Below are 13,252 nucleotides of genomic sequence, written 5' to 3'. Positions count from 1 at the left end.
CTGGGCGGCGGCCGCCGTCAACCCTTGCGTTCGTGATCGTAGGCGGCCTGGGCGGCGGCGACGGCGGCGCCGTGTCGCTTGGCCCAGTCGGTGAGTTCCAGCAGCGACTTGTGGAGTTCCCGGGCCATCTCCGTCAGCGTGTACTCGACCTTGGGCGGGACGACCGGATGGACGGTGCGTACGAGCAAGCCGTCCCGCTCCAGCTTGCGCAGCTTGAGCGTGAGCATGCGCCTGCTGATTCCGTTGATCGAGCGTTCCAGCTCCGTGAACCGGACGGGACCCTGCGCAGCGGCTACCAGGATGCCGATGCTCCACTTCCCGGAGACGTGATCGAGGACCTCCGAGACCGGGCACGCCTCGCGGGCCAGGGCTGACACATCGATGTGACTCTGGGACATGAAAGTGCCTTCTTCCGCTGGGCTCGACAGTCACCAATCATGTACTCCGTATCAAATCGTGCACCAAGCCGGAAGGTGGCCCCATGCTTCAGGAGCTCGCAGACCGCACCGCGATCGTGGACACCGTCATCGCGTACGCGACGGCCCTGGACACCAGGGACTGGGAGACCCTGGGCGCGCTGTTCACCGACGACGCCTGCTGGGAGTACAGCGGTTCGGGCGAACGGCTCCGCGGGCCTGAGGCAATCATGGCCAGGATCAGCACCAGCGTGGCGCGATTCGACGCCACCCATCACCTGAACGGCAACCATGTCGCCACAGTGCGCGGTGACGAGGCCGAGCACACTTGCTACTACCAGGCCCAGCATGTCCGCCTCGGTCTGCCCGATGGCGAGAAGTTCCTTGCCGGGGGTCGCTACGACGACCGGCTGCGCCGCACCCCGGACGGCTGGCGGTTCACCCACCGCAGGATCACCAGCGTCTGGAGCGAGGGAAACCCCGCCGTGATCACGTCCTGACGGCAGGCTGCGAAGATCCACATGTGCGGTGAACGGGTCTAGCCGGACGCGGCGGTCTTCCGCACGCGGGAGGTCTCGGCGGAGAGCGGCGTGCCGTCCTGGCCGAGCGGGTGCAGCCGGGGCAGCTCCCGCCCCTGGCCGTCGACCAGGACGGAGTGCGGCTCGTCCGGCGCGAAGGCGTGGCGCTCGCCCCATTGGCGCAGGGCGACGACGGCGGTGAAGAGGTCCCGCCCGGCCTCGGTGAGCCGGTAGGCGTGCCGCCTGCCGTCGGCGGCGCTCCTGTCGAGGATGCCGTGCTCGACCAGCTTGCGCAGTCGGTCGGTGAGGATGTTGCGGGCGATCCCCAGCCGCTGGTGGAACTCGGTGAAGGTGGTGGCGCCGTCCATGGCGTCACGGACGATCAGCAGGCTCCACCGGTCGCCGACCAGGTCGACGGCGCGCGCGACCGGACAGGCCGGGTCGGTCCAGGCGTTTCCCGCAGCGAGTGTGACGTCCACCGAACCCTCCGATCAGTTGCGATTCGAAACCATTATGCCCTACCCTCCGATCGGTTGCATATTGAAACTAATCGGGGAGTGACATGTCGCCAGGACTGACCGGAAGGCAACGGATCGTGCTCGCGCTGGTGTGCGCGGTGGCCGTGTCGCCCGTCTACGGCATCCAGCCCGTCCTCCAGGCCGCCGGCCGGGACCTCGGGCTGGCGGACGGATCACTGGGCTGGCTGGTCGCCGCCGGCCAGATCGGCTATCTGGCGGGGCTGGTGCTGCTCGTCCCGCTCGGCGACCTGTTCGACCGGCGCCGGCTCATCACGGCCCACCTGCTGCTGACGGCGGTGGGCGCCGGGGTGGCCGCCGTGGCGCCCGGCGGCGGCCTGGCGATCGCGGGCCTGGCCCTCGCCGGGCTGTTCGCCGTGGTCGTCCAGGTCACGGTGGCCTACGTCGCCGCCGTCTCACCGCCCGGCGAGCGCGGCCGCAACATCGGCACGGTCACCTCGGGCGTGGTGGCCGGGATCCTCGGGGTCCGGATGGTCGCGGGCCTGCTGGGCGAGCTGGCCGACTGGCGGGCGGTCTACCTGGTCATCGCCGCGTCGTGCGTGCTGCTCGCGTTCGCCGCCCGCCTGGTCCTCGACGCCGACGTCCGGCGTCCCCGGGTCTCGTACGGCCGGTCGCTGTCGTCTCTGGGCCGGCTGGTGGCCGGGGACCGGCTCCTGATCAGCCGGGGGCTGATCGCGTTCTTCCTGTTCGCCTCCTTCGGCACGTTGTGGAGCGGGCTGGCGCTGCCGCTCGGCGCCGCGCCGTGGCACCTCGGCACCACCGAGATCGGGCTGTTCGGGCTCGCCGGGCTCACCGGCGCGCTGGGCGCGGCCCGGGCCGGCCGCTGGGCCGACCGGGGCCTGGCGTCCTCGGTCACCGGCTGGTCGCTGGCGCTGCTGGCCGCCTCCTGGGTGCTGACCGCCCAGGCGGGGTGGTCGTTGTGGCTGCTGATCGCCGGCGTGGTCGTGCTCGACTTCGCCGTGCAGGCCGTGCACGTCAGCAGCCAGCACCTGCTCACCACCGCGCGTCCCGACCGGAGCAGCGGGGTCATCGGCGCGTACATGGCCTGCTACTCCCTCGGCTCCGCGCTCGGCGCGATCACCACCACCTGGGCCTACAGCCTCGCGGGATGGCCGGCCGCCTGCCTGCTCGGCGCGGCCTACGCCGCGCTCGGGCTCGTCGTCGCCGTCTCGACCCGGCGGCTCGGCGCCGCGCCGGCGGCACGCGCGTCCGCCTCGGCCTGAACGGGGTCAGGGAAGGTCGAGGATCGGCACGAGCTGCTCCTCCTCGTACGCCAGATGCGCTTCGAGCTCGTCGGTCAGCCGCTCGATCTCCGCGCGCACCCGCACCGGGTCGTCACCGGACAGGGCCTCCTTCAGCTCCGCCACCAGCACGCTCACGCGCTCGTGCTCCACGGCCAGCCGCTCGATCACCGGGGCGAGCGCGGGATGCCGCTCGGCCAGCGCCGGGAACATCATCGTGTCCTCGCCGGTGTGATGGTGGTGCAGCCCCTGGCACATGGTCAGGCAGTTGACGCGCAGCTGCACGCCCAGGCCGGGGCGTCCGGTGTCGGCCAGCTCCTTGCGGATCAGCGCGAGCTCGCGGCGGAAGCCGTCGTGCACCAGCTTGAGGTACGCCCCGCCGGAGGGCGCGGTCGACCGGGGCGGCCCCGGCACCACCTTCAGCGCGACGACGGGGATGATCCGGGTCGTCTTGGCCTGGTAATCGGCCCAGCCGGGGTCGCTCTCCACGGCGCGGGCGAAGGCGGCGTCCCGTTCGGCCCCTTCCAGGACCTCCGCCTCGACGTCGAAGACGAAGACGCCGCTCTCGACGGTGGCACGGGGGTCGGCGCGCAGGTTGTGGTACCAGGCGGGGTTCCTCGGCGCGCCGCCGGCGGAGGCGATGACCAGCATGCGCTCGCCGCCGTCCGGCAGGTAGCCGAGCGGGGTGGTGTGGGGCTTGCCCGAACGGGCGCCGGTCGTGGTGAGCAGGAGCAGTCTCGCTCCCTCGAAATAGCCGCCGACCTGGCCGTTGTTGGCGCGGAACTCGTCGATGACCTGCTTGTTGAAATCCACTCTTCTCCATGGGTGATGGTCTCTGCTCTGACGTGCTGAGGAGGAGAAGAGGAAGCGGCGGGCCGCGCGCCCGCCGGGCGATCACGCCAGGGCCGGGCTGCTCTCTGGTGCGTGGCCCAAGGCCGACCCGGCAGTCACGGGGGTGACGTTACTTCATCAAGATATTTTTCGCAAAGCCGACAAACTTCCAGGCCGGGTCCGCGGTGGTCCGGCGTCGGCACGATCGCGCGTCGGCGCCGGACCTCACCACCTCCCCTGGAGGCGCCCGCCGCGGCTACTCGGCGTAGGGCTGGTCCTCGCCCTGCTCGCTGTAGCCCAGGCTCCAGACGTAGCCGTCGGGGTCGGCGAAGGTGCCGCCGTACCCGCCCCACGGCAGGGCGCCGGCGGGCTTGAGGATGGTGGCGCCGGCCTTCTCGGCCTCCTCCATGATCTCGTCCACCCGCGCCTCGCTGCGGACGACATAGGTGAGCACGACCCCGCTGAACCCGCTGCCCTCCGGGCTCAGCCCGATCTGGCCGGCCAGGCCCTCGCGGCCGTAGAAGCCGACGGGCGAGGCGCCGTCGGACTCGAAGAACACCGAGATGCCGTAGTCGTTCTGGATCTTCCAGCCCAGGCCCTCGGTGTAGAACCGCTTGGCCGCCTCCATGTCACGGACGGCGAGGAGGATAGAGCTGACGTGCGCTTTCATGCCGTGTCTCCTTGGTGCTTCAGACGTTTCCGACGATGAGAGCAACGCTACGGAGGACGCGCGGCCGGGCGCTTCTCGAATCCTGACCGGTTGGACCGGCCTTGGGAAACGTACGGCGACAGCCATGACCTGGGCGCGGCCCTCGCCCGCGCGCTCCCCTCGAAGGGCACGCAGGACCAGCGGTAATCCCCCGCACACGAACGACGGGCCCCCGCGATCTCGCGGGGGCCCTTTCTCGTTGCCGCCTCCTCGCCGGACGGTGATTTGACGAGCGTCCCCCAACTGTACGAGGATCCCGAACTGTACGTAATTTCCGGACAATCGTATGAAGGTGGACATGAGACGCCGACCCGGCCTGGTCCTCGCCCTGCTGGCCCTCTCCCAGCTCATCACCTCCCTCGACTTCAACATCGTCTTCGTCGCCCTCCCCCGGATCGGCGCCGACCTGGACTTCTCCCCGCAGACCCTGCAGTGGGTGGCCAGCGCCTACGCCGTCGCGTACGGCGGGTTCCTGCTGCTCGGCGGCCGGGCGGCCGACCTGCTCGGCCACCGCCGGATGTTCGTGGGCGCGCTGGCGCTGTTCGCGCTCGCCTCCCTGGCCGGCGGCCTGGCGCAGAGCCCCGGGGCTCTGGTGGCCGCGCGGGCCGCGCAGGGACTGGGCGGCGCGCTGCTGTTCCCGGCCACGTTGGCGCTGGTCAACACCGGTTTCGCCGAGGGCACGGCGCGCAACGGGGCGCTGGCCGTGTGGAGCGGCGCCGGAGCCAGCGGGCTGGCGCTCGGGTCGCTGCTCGGCGGCCTGCTCACCGGCGCCTGGGGCTGGGAGGCGGTCTTCTACGTCAACGTGCCGCTCGCCGTCGTCGCGATCGCCGGAGCCTGGCTGCTGCTGCCCGCCGACGGGGCCCGCGCGCGGGGCCGCCGGTTCGACGTCCCGGGCGCGGTGCTGGCCACCGGCGGCGTCAGCCTGCTCGCCTACGCGCTCATCCAGGGCCCCGAGTCGGGGTGGAGCTCGCCGCTGATCACCGGCGGGTTCGTGCTGGCCGCCGTGCTGCTGGCCGCCTTCGTCGCGGTCGAGAAGGCGGGCGCCGACCCGCTCATGCCGCTGCGGCTGTTCGGCAACCGCAGCCTCAGCTCGGCCGTCGCGGTCATCCTGGTCTTCGGCGCCACGTTCAACGCGCTGCCGTACTTCCTGACCGTCTACTTCCAGACCGTGCTCGGGTACGGCGCCGTGGCGACCGGGCTGGCGTTCCTGGTGCCGTCCCTGCTGATCGCACTGGGCACCCAGCTCGGCGGGCGGCTGGCCGGGCGGATCGGGATGCGGGTGACGCTGCTCCTCGGCACCGTCGGCGGGGCGGCGGGCACCGCGCTGCTGGCGATGGAGATCAGCGCCGACGGCTCGTACTGGGGTGTGCTGCCCGGCATCGTCGTGTCCGGCGTCAGCCAGGGCCTCACCTGGACCGGGATGTGGATCGCCTCGGCCACCGGCGTGGCGGCGGGCGAGCAGGGGATCGCCTCCGGCATGGCCTCCACCGCGCTCCAGGTCGGCGCGGCGCTCGGGCTCGCGGTGCTGGTCGCGGCCGGCGGGGTGGGCGAGGCCACCGCGCCCGCGCTCGCCTCGGGGATGCGCACGGCGGTGCTCGTCGCGGCCGCGGGCATGCTGCTCGGGACGGTCGTCGCCCTCACCTTCGCCCGCCACCGCGCCACCGCTGCCCCGCTCCCCGCCTGACCGGTGGGCGTGGGCTCAGCCCTGGCGCAGGCGGTCGTAGAGCAGGCAGATCGCGCCCGATTCGGTGGTCGTCAGGTCGGTCAGCGACCAGTGCGCGGCGGGCAGACCGTCCTCGAACAGCCGGGCGCCGCCGCCGGCCACCTCGGGGCAGAGCGTGATGCTGAGCCGGTCCAGCGCGTCCGCCTCCAGCAGGGCCCTGATGACGCTGCCGCTGGCCAGGACGACGACGTCCCCGCCGGCCTGTCCCCGCAGCCGCTCGACCTCCGCGGCGGGGCCGGTCTCGGCCAGGCGGGAGTTCTGCCACGTCGGGTCCGTCAGGGTCGAGGAGAAGACGATCTTCTCGGTCTCGTCGAGCCACTGGGCGAAGGCCCGGTCGCGGGAGTCGGCGTCCTCGTCCTTGGCGACCGCCGGCCAGAAGGAGCCGAAGCCCTCGTAGTTCCTGCGGCCGAGCAGGACGGTGGTGGCCGCGCCGGTCACCCGGATCATGTGGTCGCGGGCGCCGTCGCTGAGGGCGTGCGGGACGATCCAGCTCATGTCGTACTCGCCGCCCGGGCCGCTGACGCGGCCGTCGAGGGACAGCGAGATGTTGCCGACGACCCTGCGGCCCTGGATGGTGTCGTGCTGCGTCATGTCCGGCTCTCCTGGTGAGGTGTTCGTTGCGATGGGCACGATCCTGCCGTCCTGGCGGGCCGGGAACATCGGCCACCTGGCAGAGATGCCGCCGGTCCCCTGGCCTGTTTGCTGGCATACTTCGGGCGATGTCTGATGTCCGTCATGTTCCGGCAGAGTTGTCGTCGTTCGTGGGCCGGGCCGAGGAGCTGGCGGCGGCCGGCGAGGCGGTGGCGGCCGGGCGGGTCCTGACCCTGACCGGGCCCGGCGGGTGCGGCAAGACCCGGCTGGCGATGCGCCTGTGCCGGGCGGCGTCCGGAGCGTGGCCGGACGGCGTGTTCTGGGTCGGCCTGGAGCAGGAGACCGACGGCGGCCAGGTCGGCCGCCGGCTGGCCGCCGCGCTGGACGTCCCGCTGCCCGCCGACCGGGACCCGCTGCCGGTGCTGGCCGCCGCGCTGCGCGAGCGCCAGCTCCTCGTCGTGGTCGACAACTGCGAGCACGTGCTGGACGACGCCGCCGGGGTCGTCGCCGCCGTCCTGGCCGAGTGCCCGCGGGTGGCGGTCGTCGCCACCAGCCGGTCCAGGCTCGGCGTGCCCGGCGAGCGGGTGTGGCCGGTGCCGCCGATGAGACTGGCCGACGCGCTGGAGCTGTTCCTCGAACGCGTCCGCGCCGGCGCCCCGGACGCGGCCGGGGCGGCCGGATCGCAGGCCAGACGGATCTGCGACCGGCTCGACCGGCTGCCCCTCGCGCTGGAGCTGGCGGCCGGCTGGGCGGGCGCGCTGTCGCTGGCCCAGATCGCCGACTCCCTGAGCGCCCCCTACGCCCTCCTGGACGGCGGCGCGCGGACCACCCCCTTCCGCCAGCGCACCCTGCAGGCGTCGATGAGCTGGAGCCATGACCTGCTGGACGACGACGAGCGGGTGCTGTTCCGGCGTGCCGGGGTGTTCGAGCCGGGCTTCACCGCCGACGCCGTCACCCGCCTGGCCGAGCTCGGCGGGCCGAGCGCCGGACGTCTGCTCAGGGCGTTGCGGGGGCTGATCGACAAGTCGCTGGTGGTGGCCGACACGACCGGCCCGGTGGCCCGGTACCGGATGCTCGGGGTGGTGCGGGCGTACGCGCTGGACCGCCTGGCGGCGGCGCGGGAGGAGACCGCCGCGCGCGACCTGCATCTCGACGTCCATGCGTCGTTGCCGGCGGAGCTGGCGCCGCTGCTGGAGACCGACAAGGACGCCTGGCGGGCGCGGTTGGGCGCCGCCTACCCCAACGTGCGGGCCGCGATCGAGTGGGGGCTGTCGCGTCCGGACCCGGCGCGGGGGCGGCGACTGGCCGCGGACTGCGCGTGGCTGTGGCACCTGGAGGGACGCGGCGCCGAGGGGGCCGCGCTGCTGCGCCGGGCCGCGGCGCTCGGCGCGGACGAGCGCAGCCCGCTCCAGGCCCGGGTCCTGACGGCGCTGGCGCTCGTGCTCAACACCGCCGAGCCGGGGATCGAGGCGTTCGAGGTGGCGCGGACGGCCCGGGACCTGGCCGAGGCGGCCGGCGCCCCGGAGGCCGCCCGCCCGGCCGGGCCGCTGATCGCGCTCGGCCTGCTGGCGACGGGCCTCCCCGAGGCGCTGGCCGAGGCCCGCGCGGTGCGGGACGAGGCCGTCCGGGCCGGGGACGGGTTCGTCGCCGACAGCGCCGAGGCGATCGCCGGCCTGGTGCACGTGCTCGGCGACGACTACCGGCGGGCGACCGAGTGCTTCGAGCGGGCGGTGGAGCGGCTGGTGGCGCGCGGCGACCGCGGCGTGGCCTCCTTCGCGCTGGGCTGGTGGGCGCTGGCCGCCGCCCGGTCGGGCGCGCTGGAGCGGGCCGCGGAGCTGGCCGGACGGGCCGTCGAGACCGCGGAACCGCTGCGTGACCTGCACTGGACCGGCTCGGCCCGGGTCGTCCTGGCGGAGATCCGCATCCTGCAGGGCCGCCTGGACGAGGCCGCCGCCGCCCTGGAGCCCGTGGACCGGCTGATCGACGGGCTCGGGCGGCTGCCGTTCATCACCGGGTGGGAGCGTTGCCAGGCGATGCTCGCGCTCGGGCACGACCGGCCGGGCGAGGCGGTGGAGTGGTGCTGGCGGGAGGGCCGCTGGCAGGAGGAGCCGGACGCGGCGTGGCTGGCGCCCGACACCCAGCTCGTGCTGGCGGCGGCGCTGCGCCGGTCGAACGAGGAGGCGGCGGCGACGCGGCTGCTGGACGCCCTGTCGCGGTCGCCGGTCACCGCGGCCATGCCGCGCGTGCGCGCCGGGGTGCTGGACGAGCTGGCGCTGCTGTCCCACGACAGCGACCCGGAACGCGCGCTGCGGCTGCACCACGAGGCCCTGCGCATCCACGCCGACCACGACCTCGTGCTCGGCCTGGTGGCCGGCCTGGAGTCGCTGGCGCTGCTCGACCTGCGTCGCGGCGCCGTCAGGACGGCCGGGGTGCTGGCCGGGGCCGCCGAACGGGCACGCGCGGACCTCGGGGCCGCGCCCCGCCCCCTCCCGGCCGCCGACGGCGAGGAGGGCCGCGAACTGCGCGCGGCCGTCGAGCGGGGACGCGCGATGGACCTGGACACGGCGGTCGCCCACGCCACCCGCGCGCGGGGGCCGCGCCGCCGGCCCGACTCCGGATGGGAGAGCCTGACCCCGGCCGAGCGGTCGGTGGCCGGGCTGGCCGCCGAGGGGCTGTCCAACCCGGAGATCGCCGCCCGGCTGTTCGTCAGCCGGGGCACGGTCAAGACCCACCTGGCGCACGTCTACGCCAAGCTCCAGGTCGCCAACCGCACCGAGCTGGCCCGCGCGACCGCCGCCCGTCCCGCCGGCGAGAGGGACGAGGTCAGGCGTCCGGGTTGAGTTCGCGGCGGATCGTCTGGCTCGCCGCGCGGTGCTCGGCCGCGGCGGCCGGGTCGCTCTCGTCGAGCACGGCCGCGATGCCCTCGTGGGCCAGGGCCTCCTTGTGCCGCGCGCCCACCTTGGGCGCCAGGTCGAGGGCCTGGCGGTGCAGGCGCAGCGCCTCCTCCGGCAGGCCGGCCAGGCGGCAGGTCTCGGCGTAGCCGTAGAGGAAGTGCACCTTCCAGTGCTCCTCGAACAGCTCGTCCAGGAGGGCGAACGCCTCCCGGTGGCTCTCCAGCGCCTCCTCGTGGCGGCCCATCTGGCGCAGCGCGACGCCCAGGCAGTTGAGGCACCATGCCTCGTTGTGCTTGTGGCCGTCCTCGCGGGCCAGCTCCAGGGCCTGGCTCAGGTGCTGCGCGGCCTCGCCGGGCTCCTCGTGGACGATCGCCATGCCGAGGGTGATCCGGGCGGTCAGCGTGGCCGGCCAGCCGGGCTCGCCGTGCGTCCGCGCCAGCACGTCGCGGGCCAGCCGGGCCGCCTCCTCCCGGCGTCCCAGTTGCAGCATCGCCCACGCCTCGTCGGCGGCGGCGTGGGCCGCGCCCGTCGGGCAGCCGGCGTCGGCGTAGAGCCGGGCCGCCTGCCGGAAGAGGTCGAGCGGCTCCTCGACGTGACCCTCGTCCCAGCTCAGGTAGCCGCGGCGCATCATCAGGTCCGCCGCGGAGCGGGCGTCGCCGGCCTGGGACACCAGGGGGGCCGCCGCCTCGTACGCGGCCCCGGCCTCGGCCATGCGGCCCGCGTTGTAACGGGCGAAGCCCAGGTCGCTGTGCGCCTCGGCGAGCTGCCACGGGTCGCCCAGGCGTTCGGCCGCCGCCAGCGAGCGTTCGAAGAGCACGTTGAGGTGAGTGGTGCCGCAGCGCCGGGCGAAGAACGCGCGCATGAAGCGGGGCAGCTCGCACGCGTGCGCGTCGGCGCCGGTGGCGACCGCCACCTCGAAGGCGCCCATGAGGTTGGTGTACTCCGCGCCGAACCAGCCCAGCGCCGCGTGCTTGCTGCCGAAGGCCGGCAGGGCGGCCGGCGGGCTGCCCGCGGACGCGGCCCGGCTGCCCGACTCGTACGGCATCGCGGCGTCGGCGGCGGCCGCCGCGTGCACGTAGTAGTCGAGCACCCGGCCCAGCGCCTGCTCCCGCTCGGCCGGCGTGTCCTGCTCCTCGGCGGCCCGGCGCGCGTGCTGGTGGACGAGGTCGTGCAGCGTGTACCGGCCGGGCGAGGGCTGCTGGACGAGGTGGGCGTCGAGCAGGTCCTCCAGCATCGCCCGCGCGTCGCGCAGCGGCACCCCGGCCAGGGCGGCGGCCACGTAGTCGTCGAAGGAGGACCCGGACAGCAGGCCCAGCAGCCGGAACAGGCGGCGCTGTGCCCGGTCGAGCTGGCGTACGGACATGGCGAAGGCGGTGTCGAACTCGCTCGGCCCCTCGGCCATGCGCTCGACCAGGATGCCGACGGTCCAGCCTGGCCGGTGGCGCAGCCGGGCCCCGGCCAGCCGCAGGGCCAGCGGCAGGTGGCCGCACAGCCGCAGCACCTCGGCCGCCGCCTCCGGGTCCTGGGCCAGCCGCCCGTCGGGCCCGCTGGGGTCGCCGCTGGCGCGGGCCAGCAGCTCGGCGCTCTCCTGCGGGGTGAGCACGTCCAGCGAGACGGGCGGCACCTCCTCCAGGCCCAGCAGCCGGTTGCGGCTGGTGATCAGGGCGACGGACTCGCCCGCGCCGGGCAGCAGCATGCGGACCTGGTCGGCGCCGGCGGCGTTGTCGAGGACCACGACGGCCCGCCGTCCGGCCAGCTCGGCCCGCCAGCAGGCGGCCAGCGGCTCGATGCCGCCCTCCTGCGGGATCTTCTCCGAGGGCACGTCGAGCGCGGCGAGCAGCGACCGCAGCGCGGGGTCGGGGTCGAGCGGTTCCCGCCCGTCGGTGAACCCGTGCAGGTCCAGGTAGAGCTGGGCGTCGGGGTAGTCGGCGGCGAGCCGGTGCGCGGCGTGCACGGCCAGGCACGTCTTGCCGACGCCCGCCATGCCGTCCACGGCGACCACCCGGCTCTGCGCGACGGCGGCGAGCACGGCGTCGAGATGGGCCGCGCGCCCGGTGAAGTCGGGCACGTCGCGCGGCAGGTCGTTGCGCGGCGGACGGGGAGCGCCGGCGGGCGCCGAGGGCGGCTGGACCTGGCGGCTCGCCTTGGGCGGCGCCGGAAGGGGGTTGGCCGCCCGGTCCCACAGCGGGCGCAGCGGGCGCGGGTCGCGCTTGACCAGGCGGCACAGCTCGATCACCGCGGCCCACGGCGGCACCGACTGGCCGCTGAGGTAGCGCGACAACGACGACGAGCTGAGGCCCGTCTCGCGGGCGAGCGCCCGTACGCCGTGCCCGGAGAGCTCCTGGAGCAGGCGCAGGCGGGTGGCCAGCTCGTCCTGGGGGTCCGCCGTCTGCTGTCGAGTCACGCGTTCCTGCCTCTCTGTCCCGTCGCGGAAGAAACTTACCGGGACGAATCACCGCAGGCCAACGGCATTCCGGCTGTCCCACGGTGTCCCACGGGCATCGTCGCGCCGGGCCCGCTGCGCTGAGATGGAGTCACGCCCCGGGGGACGGGGCGCCGACCAGGGAAAAGGGAGAACCACCATGCAGTCCCGGATGAAGAACCCGGCCGCCGTTCTGCCCGGCGCGATGCAGTCGATCCAGGAGCTGTTCAAGGCGGTGCACGCCGGCGGCGTGGACGCCGGGACGCTGGAGCTGGTGCACCTGCGGATCAGCCAGATCAACGGGTGCAGCGCCTGCGTGGACGCGGGCGTCAAGGGCGGCCGCAAGGCCGGGGTGAGCGAGGACCGGCTGGCCACGGTGGCCGCCTGGCGGGAGGCCCCGTACTTCACCGAGGAGGAGCGGGCGGCGCTGGAGCTGGCCGAGGCCGCCACGCGGCTGGCCGACCGGCCCGACGCGGTCAGCGACGAGGTCTGGGACCGGGCCGCCACCTACTACGACGAGAAGCAGCTCGCCGCAATCGTGCTGATGATCGGCGTGACGAACCTGTTCAACCGGCTCAACGCCAGCACCCGGCAGATCGCCGGCGCGTGGGGCTGAGCGACACCACCCCACAAAACGGTCAGTACTAGCATTCACCCCACACACAAGGAGATTTCACCATGAGCACCACGAAGAACGCCGACGCGTCCGGCAAGGGTTTCGAAGGCTTCACCGAGGACGAGCGCGCGGCGATGAAGGCGCACGCCAGCGAGCTGAAGAAGGCCGCGCGGCGCGGCGGGAAGGCGTCGGCCGCCGACGGCGAGCGCGACGTGCTGGAGAAGATCGCCGAGATGGCCGAGGACGACCGGGTGCTGGCCGAGGCGGTGCACGCCATCATCAGGGCCGCCGCCCCGGACCTGACGCCGAAGACCTGGTACGGCATGCCGGCCTACGCCAAGAACGGCAGCGTCGTGTGCTTCTTCAAGCCCGCCGCGAAGTTCAAGTCCCGCTTCGCCACCCTCGACTTCAACGACGGGGCGAGCCTTGAGGACGGCGCCATGTGGCCGAGCGCCTTCGCGCTGAAGGAGCTGACCCCCGACGCCGAGGCGCGCATCGCCGCCCTCGTGCGGCAGGCCGCGGGCTGAGCCTCCGGCGGACCCCTGCGGTCCTGCTCCACCGCGGCGCGCCGGACCCTGCTCCGGACCGGCGCGCCGCAGTGGAGCACGGGACCGTCAGACCTCGTCCACGCTGCTCGGCTCCCGCCGGGACAGATCGATGCCGAGTTCCTCCGCCGCGCGGAAGACGTCCTCGTCGGTGTCGCGCATCTCGATGGACATGCCGTCGCTGGACAGCACCTCGACGTTGAGGCACAG

General features: G+C 74.0%; 12 protein-coding genes. 6 read left to right on the top strand and 6 right to left on the bottom strand.

Translation table 11 applies throughout. The annotated features are described in order from the left end of the window. Window positions 1-17 precede the first annotated feature (17 nt). Window positions 18-398, bottom strand: coding sequence for a helix-turn-helix domain-containing protein (locus tag AB0C33_RS45765; RefSeq protein WP_358300303.1), 381 nt, complete (start codon window positions 396-398; stop codon window positions 18-20). Between the two features lie 83 nt (window positions 399-481). Here AB0C33_RS45765 and AB0C33_RS45760 point away from each other — a divergent pair, with 83 nt between their 5' ends. Further along, a complete protein-coding gene (locus AB0C33_RS45760; RefSeq protein ID WP_358300298.1) occupies window positions 482-916 on the top strand; it encodes a nuclear transport factor 2 family protein in 435 nt (144 codons plus the stop codon). A 38-nt stretch (window positions 917-954) separates the two neighbouring features. Here the strand turns inward: AB0C33_RS45760 and AB0C33_RS45755 are convergent, their stop codons facing one another. After that, window positions 955-1,413 carry a helix-turn-helix domain-containing protein gene (locus tag AB0C33_RS45755; protein WP_358300295.1) on the bottom strand — a complete coding sequence of 153 codons (459 nt, stop codon included), beginning with the start codon at window positions 1,411-1,413 and terminating at the stop codon, window positions 955-957. An 83-nt stretch (window positions 1,414-1,496) separates the two neighbouring features. Between AB0C33_RS45755 and AB0C33_RS45750 the strand changes: the two genes are divergently transcribed. Further along, the gene (locus tag AB0C33_RS45750) at window positions 1,497-2,693 is read left to right on the top strand and encodes an MFS transporter (protein ID WP_358300292.1); all 1,197 of its coding nucleotides are present in this window, start codon (window positions 1,497-1,499) and stop codon (window positions 2,691-2,693) included. Between the two features lie 6 nt (window positions 2,694-2,699). On the opposite strand, the gene AB0C33_RS45745 is transcribed toward AB0C33_RS45750, so the two are convergent. Then, complete coding sequence (locus AB0C33_RS45745; protein ID WP_358300289.1) at window positions 2,700-3,524, bottom strand: nitroreductase/quinone reductase family protein; 825 nt, start codon at window positions 3,522-3,524, stop codon at window positions 2,700-2,702. Window positions 3,525-3,798: 274 nt separating this feature from the next. After that, window positions 3,799-4,212 (bottom strand): VOC family protein, encoded by a 414-nt coding sequence (locus AB0C33_RS45740; RefSeq protein WP_352366224.1) that lies wholly within the window; start codon window positions 4,210-4,212, stop codon window positions 3,799-3,801. A gap of 337 nt (window positions 4,213-4,549) precedes the next feature. Here AB0C33_RS45740 and AB0C33_RS45735 point away from each other — a divergent pair, with 337 nt between their 5' ends. Next, window positions 4,550-5,935: an MFS transporter gene (locus tag AB0C33_RS45735; RefSeq protein ID WP_358300286.1), complete on the top strand. Its 1,386-nt coding sequence runs from the start codon at window positions 4,550-4,552 to the stop codon at window positions 5,933-5,935. A gap of 15 nt (window positions 5,936-5,950) precedes the next feature. Here the strand turns inward: AB0C33_RS45735 and AB0C33_RS45730 are convergent, their stop codons facing one another. After that, window positions 5,951-6,565, bottom strand: a complete 615-nt coding sequence (locus AB0C33_RS45730) for a dihydrofolate reductase family protein (protein ID WP_358300284.1) — start codon at window positions 6,563-6,565, stop codon at window positions 5,951-5,953. Between the two features lie 128 nt (window positions 6,566-6,693). On the opposite strand from AB0C33_RS45730, the gene AB0C33_RS45725 reads away from it, so the two are divergent. Then, a complete protein-coding gene (locus AB0C33_RS45725) occupies window positions 6,694-9,405 on the top strand; it encodes a LuxR C-terminal-related transcriptional regulator (protein WP_358300282.1) in 2,712 nt (903 codons plus the stop codon). Here AB0C33_RS45725 and AB0C33_RS45720 read toward each other — a convergent pair. Then, entirely contained in the window at window positions 9,389-11,863 is a 2,475-nt protein-coding gene (locus tag AB0C33_RS45720) for a tetratricopeptide repeat protein (protein WP_358300279.1), read from the bottom strand. The two genes, AB0C33_RS45725 and AB0C33_RS45720, sit on opposite strands and share 17 nt — an antisense overlap. Before the next feature lie 178 nt (window positions 11,864-12,041). Between AB0C33_RS45720 and AB0C33_RS45715 the strand changes: the two genes are divergently transcribed. Continuing rightward, window positions 12,042-12,497 carry a carboxymuconolactone decarboxylase family protein gene (locus tag AB0C33_RS45715; RefSeq protein WP_358300276.1) on the top strand — a complete coding sequence of 152 codons (456 nt, stop codon included), beginning with the start codon at window positions 12,042-12,044 and terminating at the stop codon, window positions 12,495-12,497. Between the two features lie 62 nt (window positions 12,498-12,559). Continuing rightward, window positions 12,560-13,024, top strand: coding sequence for a DUF1801 domain-containing protein (locus tag AB0C33_RS45710; protein WP_358300273.1), 465 nt, complete (start codon window positions 12,560-12,562; stop codon window positions 13,022-13,024). The last annotated feature ends 228 nt before the right edge of the window (window positions 13,025-13,252 follow it).

The sequence above is a fragment of the Nonomuraea sp. NPDC048881 genome (assembly GCF_040649795.1).
In the GTDB taxonomy this organism is placed as follows: Bacteria; Actinomycetota; Actinomycetes; order Streptosporangiales; family Streptosporangiaceae; genus Nonomuraea.
Note: the sequence above shows the minus strand (reverse complement) of the source record. Positions and strands in the feature narration are given on the sequence as shown.

What these genes read in the sequence shown, in the direction of transcription:
- AB0C33_RS45765 (WP_358300303.1), bottom strand. Translation starts at nt 398, where the DNA reads ATGTCCCAGAGTCACATCGATGTGTCAGCCCTGGCCCGCGAGGCGTGC.
- AB0C33_RS45760 (WP_358300298.1), top strand. Translation starts at nt 482, where the DNA reads ATGCTTCAGGAGCTCGCAGACCGCACCGCGATCGTGGACACCGTCATC.
- AB0C33_RS45750 (WP_358300292.1), top strand. Translation starts at nt 1,497, where the DNA reads ATGTCGCCAGGACTGACCGGAAGGCAACGGATCGTGCTCGCGCTGGTG.
- AB0C33_RS45740 (WP_352366224.1), bottom strand. Translation starts at nt 4,212, where the DNA reads ATGAAAGCGCACGTCAGCTCTATCCTCCTCGCCGTCCGTGACATGGAG.
- AB0C33_RS45735 (WP_358300286.1), top strand. Translation starts at nt 4,550, where the DNA reads ATGAGACGCCGACCCGGCCTGGTCCTCGCCCTGCTGGCCCTCTCCCAG.
- AB0C33_RS45730 (WP_358300284.1), bottom strand. Translation starts at nt 6,565, where the DNA reads ATGACGCAGCACGACACCATCCAGGGCCGCAGGGTCGTCGGCAACATC.
- AB0C33_RS45725 (WP_358300282.1), top strand. Translation starts at nt 6,694, where the DNA reads ATGTCTGATGTCCGTCATGTTCCGGCAGAGTTGTCGTCGTTCGTGGGC.
- AB0C33_RS45715 (WP_358300276.1), top strand. Translation starts at nt 12,042, where the DNA reads ATGCAGTCCCGGATGAAGAACCCGGCCGCCGTTCTGCCCGGCGCGATG.
- AB0C33_RS45710 (WP_358300273.1), top strand. Translation starts at nt 12,560, where the DNA reads ATGAGCACCACGAAGAACGCCGACGCGTCCGGCAAGGGTTTCGAAGGC.